Source organism: Amycolatopsis sp. NPDC043887, assembly GCF_056435665.1.
In genome coordinates, this window is sequence record NZ_JBWKEB010000012.1 from 261,370 (window position 1) to 283,213 (window position 21,844).

Annotated in this window: 15 protein-coding genes; 8 read left to right on the forward strand and 7 right to left on the reverse strand. The window is 68.0% G+C overall.

Annotated features, from left to right (window positions below; genetic code table 11):
* Positions 1-4: 4 nt before the first annotated feature.
* The 3 genes from pip to panB all read right to left on the reverse strand — a co-directional run bounded on the left by pip (position 5) and on the right by panB (position 3,306).
* Positions 5-958: a prolyl aminopeptidase gene (pip, locus tag AC069H_RS30065; protein WP_478234569.1), complete on the reverse strand. Its 954-nt coding sequence runs from the start codon at positions 956-958 to the stop codon at positions 5-7.
* An 89-nt stretch (positions 959-1,047) separates the two neighbouring features.
* Positions 1,048-2,022, reverse strand: coding sequence for a right-handed parallel beta-helix repeat-containing protein (locus AC069H_RS30070; protein ID WP_478234570.1), 975 nt, complete (start codon positions 2,020-2,022; stop codon positions 1,048-1,050).
* 408 nt (positions 2,023-2,430) lie between these two features.
* On the reverse strand, positions 2,431-3,306 hold the full coding sequence (gene panB / locus AC069H_RS30075; RefSeq protein WP_478230361.1) for a 3-methyl-2-oxobutanoate hydroxymethyltransferase: 876 nt from the start codon (positions 3,304-3,306) through the stop codon (positions 2,431-2,433).
* Positions 3,307-3,549: 243 nt separating this feature from the next.
* Between panB and lysX the strand changes: the two genes are divergently transcribed.
* Together lysX and AC069H_RS30085 are read left to right on the forward strand one after the other, a co-directional pair.
* Positions 3,550-6,867, forward strand: a complete 3,318-nt coding sequence (lysX, locus tag AC069H_RS30080; RefSeq protein WP_478234571.1) for a bifunctional lysylphosphatidylglycerol synthetase/lysine--tRNA ligase LysX — start codon at positions 3,550-3,552, stop codon at positions 6,865-6,867.
* A gap of 143 nt (positions 6,868-7,010) precedes the next feature.
* On the forward strand, positions 7,011-7,598 hold the full coding sequence (locus AC069H_RS30085) for a DinB family protein (RefSeq protein WP_478234572.1): 588 nt from the start codon (positions 7,011-7,013) through the stop codon (positions 7,596-7,598).
* Here AC069H_RS30085 and AC069H_RS30090 read toward each other — a convergent pair.
* Positions 7,595-8,131 (reverse strand): methylated-DNA--[protein]-cysteine S-methyltransferase, encoded by a 537-nt coding sequence (locus AC069H_RS30090; protein WP_478230358.1) that lies wholly within the window; start codon positions 8,129-8,131, stop codon positions 7,595-7,597. The genes AC069H_RS30085 and AC069H_RS30090 overlap by 4 nt on opposite strands.
* A 90-nt stretch (positions 8,132-8,221) precedes the next feature.
* On the opposite strand from AC069H_RS30090, the gene AC069H_RS30095 reads away from it, so the two are divergent.
* A complete protein-coding gene (locus AC069H_RS30095) occupies positions 8,222-8,848 on the forward strand; it encodes a VOC family protein (protein WP_478234573.1) in 627 nt (208 codons plus the stop codon).
* Here the strand turns inward: AC069H_RS30095 and AC069H_RS30100 are convergent.
* Positions 8,819-10,576, reverse strand: coding sequence for an NAD+ synthase (locus AC069H_RS30100; RefSeq protein ID WP_478234574.1), 1,758 nt, complete (start codon positions 10,574-10,576; stop codon positions 8,819-8,821). The genes AC069H_RS30095 and AC069H_RS30100 overlap by 30 nt on opposite strands.
* A gap of 149 nt (positions 10,577-10,725) precedes the next feature.
* Entirely contained in the window at positions 10,726-13,053 is a 2,328-nt protein-coding gene (gene secA2, locus AC069H_RS30105) for an accessory Sec system translocase SecA2 (protein ID WP_478234575.1), read from the reverse strand.
* A 95-nt stretch (positions 13,054-13,148) separates the two neighbouring features.
* Between secA2 and AC069H_RS30110 the strand changes: the two genes are divergently transcribed.
* Together AC069H_RS30110 and AC069H_RS30115 are read left to right on the forward strand one after the other, a co-directional pair.
* Positions 13,149-14,774, forward strand: a complete 1,626-nt coding sequence (locus tag AC069H_RS30110; protein WP_478234576.1) for an alpha/beta hydrolase — start codon at positions 13,149-13,151, stop codon at positions 14,772-14,774.
* Positions 14,775-14,826: 52 nt separating this feature from the next.
* Positions 14,827-16,377 (forward strand): alpha/beta hydrolase, encoded by a 1,551-nt coding sequence (locus AC069H_RS30115; RefSeq protein WP_478234577.1) that lies wholly within the window; start codon positions 14,827-14,829, stop codon positions 16,375-16,377.
* A gap of 21 nt (positions 16,378-16,398) precedes the next feature.
* Here the strand turns inward: AC069H_RS30115 and AC069H_RS30120 are convergent, their stop codons facing one another.
* Complete coding sequence (locus tag AC069H_RS30120; protein ID WP_478234578.1) at positions 16,399-17,067, reverse strand: LppX_LprAFG lipoprotein; 669 nt, start codon at positions 17,065-17,067, stop codon at positions 16,399-16,401.
* An 88-nt stretch (positions 17,068-17,155) separates the two neighbouring features.
* Between AC069H_RS30120 and AC069H_RS30125 the strand changes: the two genes are divergently transcribed.
* From AC069H_RS30125 to AC069H_RS30135, 3 genes are all read left to right on the forward strand, one after another.
* Entirely contained in the window at positions 17,156-18,421 is a 1,266-nt protein-coding gene (locus tag AC069H_RS30125) for an MFS transporter (protein WP_478234579.1), read from the forward strand.
* Positions 18,422-18,489: 68 nt separating this feature from the next.
* Positions 18,490-19,833 carry a type I glutamate--ammonia ligase gene (gene glnA / locus AC069H_RS30130; RefSeq protein ID WP_340684322.1) on the forward strand — a complete coding sequence of 448 codons (1,344 nt, stop codon included), beginning with the start codon at positions 18,490-18,492 and terminating at the stop codon, positions 19,831-19,833.
* A gap of 14 nt (positions 19,834-19,847) precedes the next feature.
* The gene (locus AC069H_RS30135; protein WP_478234580.1) at positions 19,848-21,410 is read left to right on the forward strand and encodes an amidase; all 1,563 of its coding nucleotides are present in this window, start codon (positions 19,848-19,850) and stop codon (positions 21,408-21,410) included.
* The last annotated feature ends 434 nt before the right edge of the window (positions 21,411-21,844 follow it).

Sequence of the window (21,844 nt, forward strand, 5' to 3'; positions counted from 1 at the left end):
TCGCTTAGCGAAAGGAATCCGTCGCGGCCCGGAGCGCCGCCGGCATCCCCGGATCCGTCACCGCGTGCCCGGCCGCCTCGACCAGCTCCAGCTTCGAATCCGGCCAGACCTGGTGCAGTTCGTAAGCCGTCGTCGGCGGGCACACCGCGTCGTACCGACCCTGCACGATCACGCCGGGAATCCCGGCCAGCTTCCCGGCTTCCCGGATCAGCTGCCCTTCCTCCAGCCACGCCCCGTGGCAGAAGTAGTGCAGCGCGAGCCGCGCGAAGGTGACCGCGAAGTCCGGGGACGCGTACTGGTTGCGGAAGGCCGGATCCGGGCGCAGGCAGACGATCGCGCCTTCCCAGGCGCTCCACGCGATGGCGGCGCGCTCCCGGATCGCCCGATCGTGGTGATAGACGAGCTCGCGGTACGCAGACAGCGGGTCGTCGCGGCGGTCTTCGGGGATCGGCGCGAGGAACGCTTCCCACTCGCGGGGGAAGAGATTCGCGGCGCCGCCGTTGTAGATCCAGTCGAGTTCACTGCGGCGGACGGTGAAGACGCCGCGCAGGATGATCTCGCTGACGCGGCTCGGGTGGGTTTCGGCGTAGGCGAGGGCGAGGGTCACGCCCCACGAGCCGCCGAAGAGCTGCCACTGGTCGAGATTCAGCCGTTCGCGCAGCTTTTCCATGTCCGAGACGAGGTGCCAGAGGGTGTTGGCCGACAGGTCGGCGTCCGGCGTGCCGATGTGCGGGGTGCTACGGCCGGCGCCGCGCTGGTCGAACAGGATGATCCGGTAGGCCTCGGGGTCGAAATGCCGCCGGGCCATCGGGGAGGTGCCGCTACCAGGGCCTCCGTGCAGGACGACCACGGGTTTGCCGTCCGGGTTCCCGGCTTCCTGGCAGTAGATCCGGTGCCCGTCGCCGACGTCGAGCATGCCCTCGGCGCGCACATGGATCGGCGGGTACAGGTCTTCCATAAGGACACTCTGCCCGAATCGGCGAGTGTCCGAAGGGTGGGGGCCCGCCCCCGCCGCCGGGCTGAGCGGGCCCCCGGTCTTCGGTCGCGTCAGCAGCCCGCCGTGGCGGCCACGTTCGCGAATCCCTTCCCGGCACCGGTCACCTTGTTGCTCGCGCAGACCTTGTTCCCGGTCGCCGCCTTCACGAGATAGAAGCCGTACGCGTAGGAGGACTGCACGTCCGCGGTGTTGCCGGAGAAGGTGTTGCCGCGGCCCCAACCGTCGAGCTGGACATGGACCTCGAAGCCGCCGTAGGTCGCGTCGTGCACGAAGACCTTGCTGCCCCGGTTGTCCGCGATCACGTAATTGTTGCCCTTCATGTCCACCCAGCTGTCGGCGAAGTGCTCGCCGCTCTGCCCGGTCCCGTCGAAGACGTTGCCGCGCAGTTCGCCGCCGGTGGTGCCTTCCTTGATGTCGATCGACTCGGCTCGCACGTTCGGGCCGATCTTGTTGTTCAACGCCTTGTTCCGGTCGCTCCGGTCGGGCGTGCCGCCGGGCCAGTTGCCCTTCGCGGAACCGAAGTAGATACCTTCGCCGTAGCCCGCGTACTCGCGGCCGGTGTCGGTCACCTCTGAGTTCTTCACGACGTTGTCGGTGCTCGTGTACTGGAAATGGATGCCCTCGTGGCCGACGCCGGTGACCTTGATGCCGTCGACGACGGTGTTCTTGACGCCTGTCGCCATCAGGCCCTTCTGGCCACCGGTGAGAGTGAAGCCGGTCAGGTTCCAGTAGCTGCCCGTCAGCTCCAGCGTGCGTCCGGCCGAGGCCTTGATGACCGCGCTTCGCGGCCCCTTCAGCGTGATACGGCTGCTGGACGTGCCGCTCTTCGCCGCCTTGAAGTTGCCCGTGAAAGTCGTGTCTGCCGCGAGTTCGATGACGGTACCCGGAGTGACCGAAGCGAGCGCCGCCGTCAATTGCTCCGCAGTCCCTACGCGGACCGTCGCGGCCTGTGCCGGGTACGCCGCAAGCGTCGACAGCAGGGCGGCACCGGTCGCAATGGCCAGAACCCGCTCACGAACACGCATCCGTGGTCCTCCTCGTCGAGGTATCGAAGCTCGGTCGTGGCGGCGACGGGCTAGACGTTAAGCCTCTTTACGAACGTGAGTCAAGGACATGATTCAAGTTCATATATGTGAACAACTAAAGGAGGGTCGCCCTGCGTGGCCCACCCGAAAAGAGAGCAAGGGACCTTTGCTACCGCCTTCCGGCGGACGGGGTGTGTGGAAATAGGGACGTTGAGCGTCCCTGTTTCCACACACCCTGTACTCCGCGTAGTGGCGCTGACTGACTGTGTGGATTTTGGGGCGTTAGATGACCAGAAATCCACACAGCCAGCCGCGAGGAGAGCAAGGGACCTCTGCTATCGCCTTCCTCAACGTTGAGAGAAGTGATAGCAAAGGTCCCTTGATCTCTTTCTGCAGGTCAGAGGCGTGTTAGTCGTGGAATGAGTGCTCCGGAGCCGGGAACTCGCCTCGCCGGACGTCCTCCGCGAACGCCGACGCGGCTCCCGTCAGCACGCCGGCGAGGTCGGCATACTTCTTCACGAAGCGAGGGGTCTTGCCGCGTCGAAGCCCGGCCATGTCCTGCCAGACGAGCACCTGCGCGTCGCAGTCCGGCCCGGCGCCGATGCCGACGGTCGGGATCTTCAGTTCGTGTGTGATCCGCTTCGCCGCTTCGGCGGGCACCATCTCCATGACGACCGCGAAGGCGCCGGCTTCCTCCAGGGCGACTGCGTCGGCGAGCAGCGCTTCGGCCGCTTCGCCGCGTCCCTGGACTCGATAGCCGCCCAGATTGTGTTCACTCTGCGGAGTGAATCCGATATGTCCCATAACCGGGACACCGGCCGAAGTCAGTGCCTCGACATGCGGAGCGAATTTCCGTCCGCCTTCGAGTTTCACCGCGTGCGCGCGGCCTTCCTTCATGAACCGCACCGAGGTTTCCAGTGCCTGCTGCGGTGAGAGCTGATACGAGCCGAACGGCAGATCAGCCACGACCAGCGCCCGCTTCACCGATCGGGTCACCGCCCGGACCAACGGGAGCAGTTCGTCCACGGTCACCGGAAGCGAAGTGTCGTAGCCGAAGACGTTGTTCGCCGCTGAATCCCCGACGAGCAGCACGGGAATGCCCACTTCGTCGAACAGTGCGGCGGTGTACATGTCGTAGGCGGTGAGCATCGGCCAGGTTTCGCCGCGCTCTTTCATGTCACGAAGGTGATGTACGCGGACCTTCTTCCCAGATGTGGCCTGGGGTGCCGCGCCGGTCCCGTACGGAGCCGCGAGCTCGCCGGAATCCTTTTCGGTGGCAGACATCCTTGTCGACCGTCCTTCCCTCGAGGCCTCGAAGAGGTCCCCGGGTCGTGGAGCTGAACAGGCCAAGCGTGACATGCCGATTTGACCGTCCCAAGGCCCTGCGACCAGGTTCACACAGCGCCGTCACACCCGCGAATGAGGAAGTTCAGACCAGAGGATGATGATCGTTGACAACCACACGGGGTTGTGTGACGTCAAGTAAGTACAGCTGTCGATCTCCTGTGTGTACCGCGAAGGACCAGAATGGCAAACCCAGTGGGCCGAGTCACGCCGTGGAAGGCGAGGGCGGGCGGGATCGTCGCCACTCTCGTGCAGCTCGCGGCCGTGTTCTCGGTGATCCTCCTGCTCGCCGGCGGTGTGAAGGGGCCGGTGCTCAGGACGGGTGACATCGCCTTCTCGGCCTTGAGCATCCCGACGAACGCGAGCCTCGTGATCGTCCTGCTGCTCGTCGTCCTCGGCGCCGCGCTCCGCCGCCGCAAACGCGCCGCGCTTTACACGCTGCTGCTGTTCCAGGTCGGTGGACTGGCGGTGACGCTGGCGTTCCAGGCCGCGCTGCTGTGGTGGCCTGAGCTGCTGAAACTCGGTCCGTGGCAGGTTCGGCACATCCCGCACCAGGTGTGGGTGCTGGCCATCGCCGACCTGATCTCCCTCGGCATGATCGCGTTCCTCTGGATTCTGCGTCCGGCGTTCCCGGCCCGGCTCGCGCCCGGCGCGTGGCGCGACGGACTCACCGTCCTGTTCGGTGGCCTGGCCGTGGTCATTCTCGTCGGCTGGGGCTTGAGCGAAGCCTTTCCCGGTCGTCTCGCCGACACCTGGGCGCGCTTCGCCTGGGTCGTCAACCACACGACCGGTGAGAACATCCAGCTCCGCCGGGTCGGTATCGGTGAAGGACCGGCCTGGCTCGACCTCGTGCTCGATCTCAGCGCGACAGCCGTCGCGACGGCCGCGTTGTACACGCTCTTCCGCGGCGTGCGTAGCCGTCGCTTGAGGACAGACGAGGAAGAACTGCGTGTACGTCGCCTTCTTGCCGAACACGGCGAAGACGACTCTTTGGGTTATTTCGCCACCAGGCGCGAGAAGAGCGTCGTCTTCTCGCTCAACGGCCGTGCCGCCGTGGCCTACCGCGTGCTCGCGGGCACCAGCGTCGCGAGCGCGGACCCCATCGGCGACCCCGACGCCTGGCCCGACGCCGTCCGCGCCTGGCTGAACGAAGCGCGCACCTACGGCTGGACTCCCGGCGTGCTCGGCGCGAGTGAACGCGGTGCGAAGGTCTACGCCGACGCGGGCCTGCGTGCGCTGGAAATCGGTGACGAAGCCGTCCTCGACGTCCGTGACTTCAGCCTCGCCGGGCCGGAACGACGCTCGGTCCGCCAAGCGGTCAAACGGATCGAACGGGCGGGATACACCACGAAAGTCCGGCGGCACAGCGAAATCCCGGCCGAGGAAATGGCCAAGCTCCTGCTGCACGCGCAGCAGTGGCGCGGGGCGGAAACCGAGCGCGGGTTCTCGATGGCGCTCGGCAGGCTCGGCGATCCGAGCGATGGTCGCAGCGTGATGGTGGAGGCGTACGACGCCAAGGGCGAACTTCGCGGCATGCTGTCGTTCGTGCCGTGGGGCCGTCGCGGCCTGTCCCTCGACCTGATGCGACGCGACCGCGACGCCGAAAACGGCCTCAACGAATACATGGTCGCGGAGGTCGTCGCGGCGAGCTCACACCTTGGCGCACAAAGGATTTCGCTGAACTTCGCGATGTTCCGCGCGGTCTTCTCCGAGGGTGAGCGGATCGGCGCGGGCCCGGTGCTGCGCGCATGGCGCGGTGTCCTCAGCATGGCGTCGCGCTTCTTCCAGTTGGAATCGCTCTACCGGTCCAACGCCAAGTACGGTCCCGACTGGGAGCCGCGTTTCCTGTGCTATTCCTCGGCTCGACGGCTGCCGAGGGTCGGCATCGTCGCAGGCGCGCTCGAAGGATTCGTCCCGACAGGACGGTCGGGACGAGCGCTGAAACTGGAGACCGTCACCGACGATTTCGTCGCCGAGGTCCACAACATCGAAGCGAACGCCGCCACTCCCGCGCCGAAACAGGTGCGACGCCCCGACCAGGTCCGGGTGCGGATGGCGAAGCTGGATCGCTTGCGGGAAGCCGGGATCGACCCCTATCCGGTCGGTTTCGCCCGGGAGGACCTGCTCGGCGACGTCGTCTCGAAGTTCGGTGATCTGGGCCCGGACACCCACACCGGTCGTCGGGTCCGGGTCGCGGGCCGGGTGCTCGCGATGCGTAATCTCGGCGGGCTGTGTTTCGCCCGGGTCAAGGATTTCAGCGGTGAGATCCAGCTGATGCTCGACGCTTCCGTGCTCGATCCCGGGGGCTGGCGGCGAGGTGTCGACCTCGGCGACCACGTCGGCGTGAGCGGGCAGGTCGTGACGTCGCGGCGCGGTGAGCTTTCCGTGCTCGTCGACGAATGGACCGTCACGGCGAAGAGCCTGCATCCGTTGCCGGACAAGCGAAAGGGCCTCACCGACCCCGAGACGCGGGTGCGGCAGCGTTACCTGGACCTCGCGGTGAACCCGGATTCGACGGCGATGCTGCGAATGCGCTCGACCGTGGTGCGTGCCGTGCGGGAAAGGCTGCACCAGGGCGATTACCTCGAAGTCGAGACGCCGATGCTGCAGACGGTCCACGGTGGCGCCAACGCCCGCCCGTTCATCACGCATATCAACGCCTACGACATGCGGATGTACCTGCGGATCGCGCCCGAGCTGTACCTGAAGCGGCTGTGCGTGGCCGGCGTCGAGCGCGTTTTCGAACTGAACCGGAACTTCCGCAACGAAGGCGTCGACGCGACGCACAACCCCGAATTCACCATGCTGGAGGCGTACCAGGCGTACGCCGACTACAACACGATGCGGACGCTGACGCGGGAACTAGTGCAGTGCGCCGCGGAAGCCGCGTACGGCGCGCAGGTCGTTCGCCGTCCGGGGCCGGACGGGACGGTCGTCGAGTACGACATCTCCGGTGACTGGCCGGTGATCCCGGTGCACGAAGCCGTCTCGGCGGCGCTGGGAGAGAAGATCGACGCGAGCACCTCGGTCGCCGAACTGCAGCGGTTCTGCCGCGCGGCGGGAGTGCCGGTGAACGAGGAGGCCGGGCACGGCGACCTCGTGCTGAAGGCCCACGAGCACCTGGTCGAAGGCGCGACCGTGCTGCCGACGTTCTACACCGACTACCCGACCGACGTCTCGCCGCTGACCCGGCAACATCGCGTGGACCCGCGGCTGGCCGAGCGCTGGGACCTGATCGCGTTCGGCTCCGAGGTCGGCACGGCCTACACAGAGCTGACCGACCCGCTCGAACAGCGGCGGCGGCTGGAGGCCCAGTCGCTGCGCGCGGCGAGCGGGGACGTCGAGGCGATGGAGCTGGACGAGGACTTCCTGCTCGCGCTCGAACACGGCATGCCGCCGACCGGCGGGCTCGGCATCGGCGTCGACCGGCTGCTGATGATGCTGACCGGGGCGTCGATCAGGCAGACGGTGCTGTTCCCATTCGTCCGGCCGCAGGGGTAGCGGGGGAGCAAGGGACCTCTGCTACCAATTCTCTCAACGTCGAGAGAAGTGGTAGCAAAGGTCCCTTGCTCTCTTCCGGGCCGAATCGCCGCAAGAAGCCGGTGCCGGATGTCATGATCCCCTTCCCAACGGAAGGAGCCGCCATGGCTGGAAACGTTCCCCCGGTCGCCGACGAACGCGAAGGTCTCCTCGCCTACCTTGAGCAGCAGCGCCACGTTCTGCGGATCGCGGCGCACGGCCTCACCGAAGAACAGGCCAGAGCCGTCCCGACCAGAAGCTCACTGAGCGTCGGCGGCCTGATCAAGCACACCGCTTTCACGGAAGACGGCTGGATCGACATCCTTCTCCAGAAGCCCTCGAAGCCGATGGACGAAGCGATGAAGGAGTACGAAGCCGGGTACGTGATGACGACGGAAGAGACGGTCGAAAGCGTCCTCGCGCGCTACGACGAGGTCGCTCGCCGCACTTCGGACGTCATCGCCGGCATCGCCGACCTCGGCCAGCCGGTCCCGGTGCCGAAGGGCGTGCCCTGGTACCCGCAGGATGTCGACGCGTGGTCGGTCCGCTGGGTGCTGCTCCACCTCATCGAAGAGACCGCGCGCCACGCCGGGCACGCCGACATCATCCGCGAGCACATCGACGGCGCGACGGCGATCCCGCTGATGGCCGCCGCGGAAGGCTGGCCGGAAACGCCCTGGCTCAAGCCCTGGTCATCGGCCCAAAACAGCTAGAACAACGTCGGTTCGTCCGCCAAAGCGCCTTCGATGACCAGCATCCGGCGCTTGGTGGCGACCCCTCCGCGCGCGGAGAAGCCGCCGTCCTTGCCACCCGCGGCGAGCACGCGGTGGCACGGCACGATGATCGGGAACGGGTTCCGGCCCATGGCCTGCCCCACGGCCTGCGCGCCGCCGGGCATACCGAGGATGTTCGCGATGTCGCCGTAGGTCAGCGTCTTGCCCGCGGGGATGGTGCGGATGAATTCGTAGACCCGGTGGTGGAAGTCCGGTACTCCTTCGTAGTCGAGGCCGACGCCGGCGAGGTCCGTGCGCTTGCCGTCCATCAACGAGACGATCCCGTCGATCGCGCGCTGGATCTCGCCCGGCGGTGTGGACTCGGTCGCCTCGGGAAGGCGCGCGGTCAGTCGCGCCCTCGTCTTCTCTTCACTGCCCTCGGGGAGCTGGACCGCGACGACCCCGCGTTCGCTCCACGCGATGCCGCAGTGGCCGATCGCGGTGCCGAACACGGAGTAGCCCGGTGCCGTCATATGTCCAGGGTACGAGAGCGGTACGACAGTTTCGGATCGACGGCCATGCCGCGGTGCCGCCGAAGCCGTGGCTGCGGTAGGAGTATGCACATGAGCGACCTCGTGCTTGACCACCTCGTCTACGCCGGGCCGGATCTCGAAGAGGCCGTCGCGCGCGTCGCCGAGCTGACCGGTGTCACGCCGGTACGCGGCGGAAGGCATGTCGGGTTCGGTACGGCCAACTACCTGGCCGACCTGGGCGCCGGTGCCTACCTCGAGGTGGTCGGCCCCGACCCGGATCAACCCGAGCACATCGGGCCGCGTCCGTTCGGCATCAACGAGCTGACCGATCCCGCGCTGATCACCTGGGCCGCGCGTGCGGACGGCATCGACGAGGCGATCGCGGAAGCACGCCAACGCGGTTACGACCCGGGCGAAGCGTCCGAGATGTCGCGGACCACCGACGACGGCGAACTGCTGACCTGGCGTCTCACCGGCGCAGGCGGTCTCGATGGGCTCGCGCCCTTCCTCATCGACTGGGGGAGCACCCCGCATCCCACGACGCGGGGACTCCCGTCGATCCCGCTGCTCATGGTCACCGGCGTCCACCCCGAGCCCGCCGCGGTCGAATCCGCGGTCCGCGCGCTCGGGATGGACATGCTCGTCCGGCGTGACAAGAAGCCCGGCCTGGTGGCCGTGCTGACGAACTCAGCGGGGAAGCAGGTCGCGCTGAACTGAGGGGGTCACGACGGTGCCCTCTCGCCAGCCGTTGGTCATCGGCAGCCGCCGGTCCCGCCCGAACGCCTTGAAGGTGATCTTGGTGCCCGGCGGGTACTGGCGGCGCTTGTATTCGGCCTTGTCGACCATCCGCACCACACGGTCGATGGTCTCCGGCTCGAAGCCCGCGTCGACCAGGTCGACATAGCCGCGGTCGCCCTCGATGTAGTCGTCGAGGATGTCGTCGAGCATCAGGTAGTCGGGCAGCGAGTCGCTGTCCAGCTGACCGGGCCGCAGCTCGGCCGACGGCGGTTTGGTGATCGAGTTCTCCGGGATCGGCGGGGTTTCGCCGTTCTTTTCGGCTTCGGCGTTGCGCCACTTGGCCAGGTGCCAGACGTGCGTCTTGAACAGGTCCTTGATCGGCGCGAAGGCTCCGACGGCGTCGCCGTAGATCGTCGAGTAGCCGACGGCGAGCTCGGTCTTGTTGCCGGTGGCGAGTACCAGGTGACCGTCCTGGTTGGACAGGGCCATCAGCAACATGCCGCGAACGCGGGCCTGGATGTTCTCCTCGGCGAGGCCGGTCAGCTGAAGCTGCTCCACGTAGACCTTGACCATGTCCGCGATCGGCTCGACGCGATAGTGCGCGCCGATCCGGCGGGCGAGGTCTTCGGCGTCGCCCTTCGAGTGCTCCGAGGAGTACTCCGAAGGCATCGAAACGCCATAGACGTTGTCGCCGCCCAGCGCGTCGGCGGCCAGCGCCGCCACGACCGCGGAGTCGATGCCGCCCGAGAAGCCGAACGTCACCGACGAGAAGCCGTTCTTGTACACGTAGTCGCGCAGGCCGACGACCAACGCGTGCCACACCTCGGCTTCGTCCGACAGCGGCTCGCTGATCGCGGACTCGGTGCGCGGGGTGTACGCCGGAACCGGCTCCTCGCTGAGCACTCGGCGCTTCACCCGCAGGCCCTCGAACTCGCCTTCGGCGGTGTGCCCGCCGGCGACGAGGTCCGTGTCGACGACGAGCAAGTGCTCGACGAACTGCGGAGCGCGAGCCAGCAGTCGTCCGTCCGCGCCGACCACGATCGAGTCGCCGTCGAAGACGAGGTCGTCCTGGCCGCCGACCTGGTTCGTGTACACCAGCGCCGCCCCGGCCTCGGCCGCGCGGCGCGCGATCAGCGGCAGGCGGATGTCGTCCTTCGCCCGCTCGTAGGGCGAAGCGTTGGGAGCGACCACGAGGTCCACTCCGGCTTTGCCGAGTGCGGAGATCGGGCCGCCGTCCTGCCAGACGTCCTCGCAGATCACCATGCCGACGTCGACGCCGTGGAAGCGGACGACCTCGAGGTCGTGGCCCGGCTTGAACCAGCGGTGCTCGTCGAAGACGCCGTAGTTGGGCAGGTGGTGCTTGAACTGGCGGGCGACCACTTCGCCGCGGTACAGCGCGGCCGCCGCGTCACGCGGGCCGGCCTCGTCCAGATCGAGGTACCCGATGTAGGTGAGGACCTCGCCGCATCCGGCGGCTTCGAGCCGCTTGGCGAGCGCTTCGACCATCTGCTTCGAGGCGGAGGCGAAGGTCGGGCGGAGGGAGAGGTCCTCGACGGGGTAGCCGGTGAGGGACATCTCCGGGAAGACGACGACGTGGGCGCCTGCTTCGGCGGCTTTGCGAGTCCACTCGACCGTGAGCTCGGCGTTGCCTTCGAGGTCCCCGACGGTGGTGTTGACCTGGGCCAGTGCGATGCGCAGTTGCGGCATGCCGACATTCTCACCCACTGGCGTCCGCGGGGACGACCGGACGTGCCGAATCGCCCACCTGGGTCCGGCCGGTGCGGAAAGAGAGCGGGGGACCTTTGCTGTCGCCCTCCAAAAGAGAGTGACAGCAAAGGTCCCCCGCTCCCCGCGCGCTACTTGCGCTTGATCATGCTCCGCACCTTCTTGATGGTCTGCTCGAAGTCGGAGTCGAACGGGTTGTCGTGCACCAGGTAGGTCCACGTCGTGTTCGCCCGCCGCACGCCCGCGTCGCCGAGGTCGATCCCGTTCTCAGTGATCTCGGCTTCCTCGAGCGTCTTCGCCGCCCGCTCTGCCGCCTCCGGGATGATCTTGTGGAACTCGGGGATCGCCGCGCGGTGGAACTCGTCGATCGGCGTCTCCCGAGCCAGCGCCCGCAGGTGGATGCTCTCTCGCACGTCGGTCAGGAACGCCAGGTGGTCGGACCACAGCTGGTCGATGTGGAACAGCAGCACCTCACGGCACAGCTGCTCGACGCGGGCCTCGTCGTCGACGGCCTCCGAAAGCTCCTTGAACTTCTCCGGGTGTGCCTTTTCCAGCACCTCCGCGGCGTGCGCTGTCCGCAGCACCTTGTCCCGGTGCTCAAGCAGCTCGCCGCGCTGCCGCTCGATCAGCCGCGTGTAGCGCCACGTGTTCCGGTGGATCTCCAGGTCGACGCCCTCGGCGACACGCTGCGCGTGGTTGATCTGCCGCAGCGCCGCCGGGTCGACGATCTCGCCGCTGCCCACGTCTGAGCTGATGCCCTCGGGGATGTCCGGCGCGTTCGACAGCACGAGCTCGTCGTTCAGACTGGCGAAGAACACCGCGCTGCCCGGGTCGCCCTGTCGCCCGGACCGGCCGCGCAGCTGGCCGTCCAGCCTGCTCGACGGGTAGCGCGCGGTGCCGATCACGTGCAGGCCGCCCAGCTCGACGACCTCGTCGCGGCCTTCGCCGTCCTTGCCGCCCAGCCGGATGTCGGTACCCCGGCCCGCCATCTGCGTTGAGACGGTGACCGCGCCCTTCTTGCCGGCGTCGGCGATGATCGCGGCTTCCTCGGCGTCGTTTCGCGCGTTGAGCACGACGCATTCGAGGTCGACCTTCGCCAGCTTCTCGGCCAGCTCTTCGGATTCGGCGACGTCCTGGGTGCCGACGAGGATCGGCCGCCCGGTCTCGTGCACCCGCCGGATCTCCTCTTCGATCGCGCGCAGCTTCTGCGACGGCGATCCGAAGATCCGGTCCTCCTGGTCCTCACGGATGTTCGGCGTGTTCGGCGGGATGACCGCGACCTCGAGCTTGTAGAACTCGCGCAGCTGCTCGGCGACCGCGACCGCGGTACCGGTCATCCCCGCGACCTCCGGGTACCGCGCGAGCAGGGCCTGCACGGTGATCGAGTCGAGGATCTCGCCGCGGTCGGTCGCCTTGACCTGCTCTTTCGCCTCGACGGCGGCCTGGAGGCCGTCCGGCCAGCGCTGCAGTTCGGCGACGCGGCCGCGCGCGGCGTTGATGAGCTGCACCTTCCCGTCGCGCACGAGGTAGTCGACGTCGCGCGTGAGCAGCGCGTGCGCGTGCAGCGCCACGTTCACCGCGGGCAGCCTGTCCGAACCCGTCTCGTCGTAGAGGTTGATGTCGTCGCCGAGGGCCTTCTCGACCACCGAAGCGCCCGCCTTGGTCAGCCAGGCGTTGCGGCCGTCGGCGTCGGTCTCGTAGTGCAGCCCGAGCCGCAGCCGCCGGACGATGTTCGCGACCTCTTCGTCGGCGTCGGTGTGGTCGATCGACCCCGCCATCACCAGTGGCACGCGGGCCTCGTCGACCAGCACGGAGTCCGCCTCGTCGACGATCGCGACTTCCGGCTCGCGCTGGACCAGGTCCTCCTCGCGGGTCACCAGCCGGTCGCGCAGCACGTCGAAGCCGATCTCGCTGACGGCGCCGTACGTGACCTCCTTCGCGTACGCCTCGCGGCGCTCGTCGCGGGAGTGCGCGGGCTCGACCCAGCCGACGGAGACACCGAGCAAGTCGTAGATCGGGCCCATCCACTCCGCGTCGCGGCGGGCGAGGTAGTCGTTCACCGTGACGACGTGGACGTGCTTCCCTCGCAGGGCGTACCCGGCGCCCGCCAGCGCGCCCGCCAGCGTCTTGCCCTCACCGGTCTCCATCTGCACGATATGCCCGCTGAGCAGGCCCATCGTGCCCAGCAGCTGGACGTCGAAGGCACGCTCGCCGAGCGCCCGCCGCGCGGCCTCGCGACCGAGCGCGCAGACCTCGATCAGCTGGTCGTTGCCGAAGGAAGCCGCGTCCCGAAGCTTGCCGGCCCGCTCTGTCAGCTCCTCGTCGGAAAGCTTCTCCAACTCGGGCTCGAGCTTCTCGATGGCCGGCAGCAGCGCTTCGTAGCGGGTCAGCTCGACGCTGCCCGGCCGCTGGATGATCCGGCGCAGCTTCTTGCCCACCCGGCTGATCAGTGCTGCCACCCCTGTGCTCCCGTCTGTTCTACTGCCGTCCGCACCCGTACCACCAACGCAGTGGTGGTGCGGCCGAGTTCCACGGCCGATGGCACGATCCAACCGTGTCCACTCATGTCAGCGCCAGGTCCCGTGCCCGTCGATTCGCCGCGATCACGCTGTCCGGCCTGTTTGCCGTCACCGTCGTCGCGTGCTCGTCGGGAGAGGGTAGAACCCAGCCGCCGCCTCCGGCCACCGAGTCGCACGCTCCGACCGGACCGGTGCCCGCCGGACTCGAGAAGTTCTACGGACAGAGCCTGACCTGGGCCGACTGTGCACCCTACGCGACATCTGATGACGCGAAAGCGGCGTTTCGAGTGAAGGACGCACAGTGCGCCCGGCTCACCGTCCCGCTCGACTACGCGAAGCCCGAAGGCGACTCGATCACGCTCGGCCTGCTGCGCCGGAAGGCGCTGGATACCGACGAAAGGATTGGGGCGCTCGTGGTCAACCCGGGCGGACCCGGCGCCTCCGGGATGCAGGCCGCGGCCGGTCTCGCCTCCCGGACGGCGACGAACGAGCTGGGCAAACGCTTCGACGTGGTCGGTTTCGACCCGCGCGGCATCGGCGCGAGCCAGCCGCAGGTCCGCTGCCTGACCGACGCCGAACGCGACGCGGACCGCGCGGACGACAGCGAGACCGACGGCTCACCCGAGGGAGTGAAAAAGCAGGAGACCGAGTCCCAGGATTTCGCGGCGAAGTGCGCCGAGCGGACCGAACACGGCGCCGCGATGCTCGCGAACCTGGGCACGCGTGACGTCGTCAAGGACATGGACATCCTGCGCTCGGTCCTCGGCGAGCCGAAGCTGAGTTACCTCGGCTACTCCTACGGGACGCGGATCGGGTCCGCCTACGCCGAGGCGTTCCCGGCGAACGTCCGCGCCTTGGTGCTCGACGGAGCCGTCGACCCGGAGCAGGACGCGGTGGAGTCGCTGGTCGCGCAGGGGCAGGGCTTCGGCAAGGCGTTCGGGGAGTTCTCGAACTGGTGCGCCGCGCGTGAGGACTGTGCCCTCGGGCGCGACGTCGCCGGCGTGACGAAGGCGTTCCAGGATCTGGTGCGCCCGCTGATCGATTTCCCGGTGCCGGTCAGCGATGGCCGAAAACTGTCGTACGAGGACGCGACGACAGGCGTGATACAGGCCCTCTACCAGGAAGATCTCTGGGAGCCGCTGAACACCGCGCTCAACGACCTGAAGCGCCAGCGCGGCGACGGCCTGGAGAAACTGGCCGATCTCTACAACGAACGCGGCGCCGACGGCCGCTACGGGACGACGCAGGACGCGTTCGTCGCGATTCGCTGCGTCGACGACCCGCGGGTCACCGATCCGGCGAAGATCCTCGACGCGCAGAAGCGGTACGCGGAGGCGGCGCCGTTCCTCGACGACGGCAAGCCGGACGGTTCCGCGCGTGACGCCTGCGCCTTCTGGCCGGTGCCGAACACGTCCGAGCCGCACCAGCCGAACGTCGAAGGGCTGCCGAAGACGCTGGTCATCTCGACGACGAACGACCCCGCGACCCCCTACCAGGCGGGCGTCAACCTGGCGAAAGCGATCAAGGGAGCTTTGCTCACGTTCGAGGGCAACCAGCACACCGTGTTCCTCCAGGGCGTGTCGTGCGTCGACCAGATCGGCATCGATTACCTGGTGAACGGCGCCCTGCCGGACGAGGGCACGCGCTGCGCCGCCAAGTAACGAGTTCGGCGCTAAGGCCCCTGAGCGGCCGGGACGCTGCGAAGATCGCGAGATGAGCCTTCGCCGCGTCCCGGCCGTGCTCGTTGCTGCCGTGCTCGTCGCCTCGTGCACGACGCAGCAGCCACAGTCGGCGCCGCCGGCGTCCCCGACCACCACGGCGTCACCCACTCCGGACCCGAAGGCGCTCGAGAAGTTCGCCGAGCAGAAGCTCGCGTGGGAAGCGTGCGCGTCCTTCACAGACAAGGCGTTCGACTGCGCGAAGCTCACCGTGCCGCTCGACTACCTGAAGCCGGACCGCGAGACGATCTCGATCGGCGTCCTCCGGCACAAGACGAAGAACACCGGCCGGCGGATCGGCTCGCTCGTGCTCAACCCGGGTGGCCCCGGTGGCTCAGGCGTCTCGGCCGCGGCGCGGATCGCGAAGTCCAGGCCCGCGGCGGCGCTGGCCGAACGTTTCGACATCGTCGGCTTCGATCCGCGTGGGGTGGGGACCAGCGAACCGAAACTCGTCTGCCTCACCGATGCCGAACGCGACGCGGACCGTGCGGAGGATTCGGAAAGCGACTCGACACCCAGCGGGATCGCGAAGCAACTCTCCGACGCCAAGACGTACGCCGCGAAGTGCGCCGAGCGCACGAAGCACGGCAAAGAGCTGCTCGCCAATATCGGGACCAGGGACGTCGTCCGCGATCTCGACGTCCTGCGTTCGGCCCTCGGCGACGAGAAGCTCAGCTACCTGGGCTTTTCCTACGGAACGCAGATCGGGACCGCCTACGCCGAGGCCTATCCGGACAAGGTTCGGGCGCTGCTCCTCGACGGCGCGGTCGACCCCGAACTCGACACCGCCGAGTCACTGGTCACGCAGATGGCCGGCTTCCAGAACACGTTCGCCGAATTCGGCAAGTGGTGCGCCGCTCGCGCGGAGTGCGCGCTCGGCCGGGACGCGGGCGCGGTGACGAAGGCGTTCCAGGACCTGGTGCGGCCGCTGATCACCGAACCGGTGCCCGCGGGGTCCCGCAAGCTGTCGTTCGAGGACGCCATCACCGGGACCAGTGCCGCGCTGTACTCGCAGGACGCGTGGAAGTTCCTCAACGACGGGCTCGCCGAGCTGAAACGGGGGAGCGGCAAAACCCTGGTCGCGCTCGCGGACAACTACTACGGCCGCGAGACGGACGGCCGGTACACCGGCATCCTCGACGTGTATTTCGCGGTCCGCTGCGTCGACAGCACGCGGATCGCCGACAGGCGTGTCATCGAAGGCGCCCACCAGCGGATGCTCCAAGGCGCGCCGTTCCTCGCCGGCGGCACCCCGGACATGAGCGAGCTCGACATCTGTTCTGTGTGGCCCGTGCCCGCCACTTCGGAGGTGCACAAGCCGGACGTCGACGGCTTGCCGAAGCCCTTGGTCATCTCGACCACGGACGACCCCGCGACCCCGTACGCGTCCGGGGTGAACCTCGCGCGGGACCTCAAGGGAGCATTGCTCACGTTCGAGGGAGCGCAGCACACCGTGTTCCTCGACGGGAACGAGTGCGTCGACAAGGTCGGCATCGCCTACCTGATCGACGGCGCACTACCCGCTCCGGACACCCGCGGCTCCTAGCGGGGGAGCAAGGGACCTTTGCTACCGCCCTGCCCCGACGACCACCGCGTTATGCCTGGTCAACGCCAGTTCCAGCATCACCGCGAACTCCTCCGGCCTCGTCGGCGGCACCTGCAGCCACACCCGCACCAGCCGCCGCGGCTCGTCCTGCGAAATCCACAGCTTCACGAACACGTCCGACTTGATCTCCGGCACGATCCCGCCGATCACCGCGGCCGGCACCTTCGCCGCGATCCGGAACGACTCGGTGTCCTGCACCCGCTCCCACCGCTCACCCCGCAGCTCGGTCGCCCCGGTCAGCAGCCGCCGAAGCCCGCCTTCAGGCCCGAGCATCGCTTCAGGCGTGTACGGCTCCGAAGCCGGAATCACGCGCTCCCCGCGAGGCCCGCTGAGGGTGATCTCCGAGCCCGACAGCCGGTACTTGACCTTCACCCGTTCGAAGTCGTCCTGCAGATCGGCATTACCGACCGCGCCACCATCCAGGCTGACGTCGCCGTCGAGTCCGCGCACCGGCAGGCCGGTGACGACGCCGTTCACCCCGAGAGTGAACCGCACGCTGCGCAACGAGACGAGGGACTCGGCCGCCGCGCTCACGTAGTCCTGGGCAGGCGGCAGCGGGGGAGACCCCGCGCAGCCGCCGATGAGCCCGATCGTGAGCAGCAGCGCCGGCACGAGGTGACGGCAGCGCATGAGCAAAGCCTATGGCTTGGCCCGAATCTTTCGCACAGTGTCCTTCCGGCCGGTTTCGCCGGGCGCCGCCGCCCATGACGCTGTACCCGTGCAATCCGAGACCCGGCTCCACCGCGCGTGGTTCGTCGCCGCCGCCGCATTCATCGCGCTGCTCGCCGCCGCCGGTTTCCGCGCGGCTCCCGGCGTGCTCATCGACCCGCTTCACAACGAGTTCGGCTGGTCGCGCGCGACGATCGCGTCGGCCGTCTCCGTGAACCTCGTCCTCTACGGCCTCTTCTCACCCTTCGCCGCAGCTCTCATGGAGCGCTTCGGCATGCGACGTGTCGCCTCGACGGCGTTGTTCGTCGTCGCGATCGGCGCGGGCGGCACGGTGTTCATGAACGCGAGCTGGCAGCTCATCCTCTGCTGGGGCGTCCTGGTCGGCGTAGGCACCGGCTCGATGGCGATGAGTTTCGCCGCGACGGTCGCCGCCCGCTGGTTCGTCCGCAGTCGCGGCGTCGTCACCGGGGTCCTCACCGCGGCAGGCGCCACCGGCCAGCTGATCTTCCTCCCGATCGTGGCGAACCTCGCCGTCGACGAGGGCTGGCGGACGGCATCGCTCGTCATCGCCATCACCGCACTGGCCGTCGTGCCCGTCGTTCTCCTGGTGGTTCGCGATCACCCGTCCGACGTCGGAACGACCGCTTATGGCGCGCAGCCTGGCGAAGCCGCTCCTGTCGCCCGCACGGGTGGTTCCGTTCGCCGCGCGCTGTCGGTACTCGGATCGGCGGCGCGCACGAGGACGTTCTGGCTGCTCGCCGTCGGCTTCGCGATCTGCGGCGCAACGACGAACGGCCTGGTCAGCACCCACTTCGTGCCTGCTGCGCACGACCACGGCATGCCGCAGACGACTGCCGCCGGACTGCTCGCCCTCGTCGGGATCTTCGACGTCGTCGGCACGATCGCCTCCGGCTGGCTCACCGACCGCGTCGATCCGCGGATCCTCCTCGGCGTCTACTACGCCCTTCGCGGCGTTTCGCTCGCCCTGCTCCCGCAACTGCTGAGCGGAACGGTGGAACCGAGCATGTGGGCGTTCATCATCTTCTACGGCCTCGACTGGGTAGCGACGGTTCCGCCCACGGTCGCGCTCTGTGTCCGGCAATACGGCGCCGCCGGGCCGATCGTCTTCGGCTGGGTCTTCGCCAGCCACCAGCTCGGGGCCGGTCTCGCGGCCTTCGGCGCGGGCGCGATCCGCGATTCATCGGGCAGCTACGCGCTCGCGTGGTACATCGCGGCGAGCCTCGCCGTGATCGCTTCGGTCGCTTCGCTGGCGATCACCAAGGCAGCCAAACCCGAACCGGTGCTCGTGGGGTGATCCACCACTTCCGGTCGATCGGCGCGTCGCGAAACATGTCGTTAACACGTTCTCGTTAGGGTGCGGCCATGGATCGCCAGCAGGAGTTCGTGCTCCGTACCTTGGAAGAGCGCGACATCCGTTTCGTCAGGCTCTGGTTCACGGATGTGCTGGGGTTTCTCAAGTCCGTCGCGGTGGCGCCCGCCGAACTCGAGGGCGCCTTCAGCGAGGGGATCGGCTTCGACGGATCGGCCATCGAAGGATTCGCCCGGGTCTACGAGTCCGACATGGTCGCGAAGCCCGACCCGGCCACGTTCCAGGTCCTCCCATGGGAGACCCCGGACGGCGGCCCGTACTCGGCGCGCATGTTCTGCGACATCGCGATGCCGGACGGCTCCCCGTCCTGGGCAGATCCCCGGCACGTCCTGCGCAGGCAGCTCTCGAAGGCGGGCGAAGCGGGTTTCACCTGCTACGTCCACCCCGAGATCGAGTTCTTCCTGCTCGCCAGCCTGCCGGACGACGGGAGCGAGCCCGAGCCCGCGGACAACGGCGGCTACTTCGACCAGGCCAGCCACGCCACGGCGACGCACTTCCGCCGCCACGCCATCGAGACGCTCGAGGCGATGGGGATCTCGGTCGAGTTCAGCCACCACGAGGGGGCGCCCGGTCAGCAGGAGATCGACCTCCGGTACGCCGACGCGCTGACCATGGCCGACAACGTGATGACCTTCCGCTACGTCGTCAAGGAGGTCGCGCTCACGCAGGGCGTCCGCGCGACTTTCATGCCGAAGCCGTTCACCGACCAGCCGGGTTCCGGGATGCACACCCACGTGAGCCTGTTCGAGGGTGACCGCAACGCCTTCTACGACGCCGAAGACCCGTACGAGTTGTCGGCGACCGGTAAAGCTTTCGTGGCGGGACTGTTGCACCACGCGAAGGAGATCTCCGCGGTCACCAACCAGTGGGTGAACTCCTACAAGCGGCTGATCAGTGGCAGCGAGGCCCCGACGACCGTTTCGTGGGGCCGTGCCAACCGCTCCGCGCTGGTCAGGGTGCCGATGTACTCGCCGGGCAAGGCGTCGTCACGCCGCGTGGAGATCCGCACGCTCGACTCCGCGTGCAACCCCTATCTGGCGTACTCGGTCATCCTGGCCGCCGGTCTCAAGGGCATCGAGAAGGGGTACGAGCTCCCGCCCCCCGCCGAGGACAACATCTGGCAGCTGTCGGACGCCGAGCGCCGCGCGGCCGGGTATGCCCAGCTCCCGCAGAACCTCGGGGAGGCGCTGGCGGAGATGGAAAAATCGGAACTTCTGCCCGAAGCACTCGGAGAGCACGTTTACGACTTCTTCCTTCGCAACAAACGTGTTGAATGGGATAACTACCGCAGCGCGGTGACCCCGTACGAGCTGCGGACCCTGCTTCCGGTTCTCTAGACGAAGGAGACCTGATGGTGCGGCGGCCGGTGTTCGGAGTTCTGACGACGTTGGTCGCCGCGACCATCGCGGCAGGTGCCGCACCAGCGGCCTCCGCCGCCGGAAAACCACTCGATCTCGACGCCGCCGACATTCCCGCGCTCCAGGCCCGGATGTCCTCCGGACGGCTGACCGCGGTCGGTCTGACCTCGGCTTATCTCGATCGCATCCACAAGCTCGACCGGAAGGTGAACGCGGTCATCGCGGTCAATCCGGCCGCGGTCGCGCAAGCCGCGGAGAGCGACGTCCGGCGTCGCGCCGGCAAGACCCGCGGACCGCTGGACGGCATCCCCGTCTTGGTGAAGGACAACGTCGACACCCGCTCCATGCAGACGACGGCGGGGTCGCGCGCGCTGCGCGGCAAGCCCGCGAAGGACGCGACCCTGATCCGCCGTCTGCGTGACGCGGGCGCGGTCGTCCTCGGCAAGGCGAACTTGTCCGAGTGGGCGAACTTCCGCGCCGCCAAACCGACTTCCGGGTGGTCGGGCGTCGGCGGGCAGACAAACAACCCGTATGTGCTCGACCGCAACCCGTGTGGGTCGTCCGCCGGATCCGCCGCGGGTGTCGCCGCGTCACTCGCCCAGGTCGCCATCGGCAGTGAGACCGACGGCTCGATCGTCTGCCCGGCCGGGATGACCGCGACGGTGGGGCACAAACCGAGCCTCGGCCTGGTCAGCCGCACCGGCGTGGTGCCGATCTCGGCCGAACAGGACACCGCCGGCCCGATGGCCAGGCATGTCGTCGACGTCGCGCTCACCCTGTCCGCTCTGCAGGGCCGTGACCCGAGCGACCCGGCCACCGGCGCGTACCCGCCGAATCAGCCGGCCGACTACGCCGCGCACCTCCGGCCCGGCGTGCTGAAGGGTTCCCGGATCGGTCTCTGGCGCCTGCCCGTCCTCGGCCCGGATGTCGACGCCGTCATGACGATGACCAGGAATTCGCTGGTCAAGGCCGGTGCCGAAGTCGTCGAGGTGACGCCGCCGTACCAGGCCAGGCTCGGTGAACTGGAGTTCCCGGCGCTGCTCACCGAGTTCCACCGGGACATCGATCGCTATCTGGCCACGCGCCCCGAAGGCCCGCGCGACCTCGCCGCGCTCATCGACTACAACCGCTCCGACCCGCTGGAGCAGACGTGCTTCGCAGGGCAGGAACTCTTCGAACAGGCGCTCGCCGCACCCGGCCCGTCCGATCCCGGCTACCAGGCCATGCGCCGCGAGCTCACCGATCTGGCGAAACGCTCGATCGACGAGACCCTCGCCAAGCACCGCCTCGACGCGCTCGCCGCGCCCACGAACCCGCCCGCCTGGAAGACCGACTGCAAGACCGGCGACAACGACGTGATCCCGTCATCGACGCCGGCCGCGGTCTCGGGCTACCCCGCGGTGACGGTGCCCGCCGGATTCGTCGGCGAGCTCCCGGTCGGTGTCTCGTTCATGGCGGGGCAGTGGACGGACGCCCGAGTGCTCGCCTACGCAGCCGACTTCGAACGCGTCGCGCCCGCCCGCAAGCCGCCCCACTACCTGAAGACCGTCGGATGACGGGGGTTCATACCGGCTGACCTGCGGCGATGTCGTTAAGTGACCCCCCTGTTTTCAGGGGGTTCCGGGGCATGTAATCTTCTCTTCGTCGCCAGGAACACCGGGCCACCGGGGCCGAAAGCCCCGAGGCCAGGCGCCAGGGCCGAGCGGGTTGACACCGCGAACCGGACCAGGTAATGTTCAGCGTCGGCCCACGAGCGGCCGCCGACCCCCTACGGCTAACAGCGTAGGATTCGGCATGCTCGACCAAAAGCTTGTGAATATCGCTTTGAAACAAAGCGTGTTGCTTGAGAACTCAACAGTGTGCTAGTGAACTAAGCCAGTAGAGCTTATGTTTTATGAACCTCGTTTTGGGGTTCCTTTGAGAGCATTAGATTGCCTCGATCAAATTTGACATTGTTGGAGAGTTTGATCCTGGCTCAGGACGAACGCTG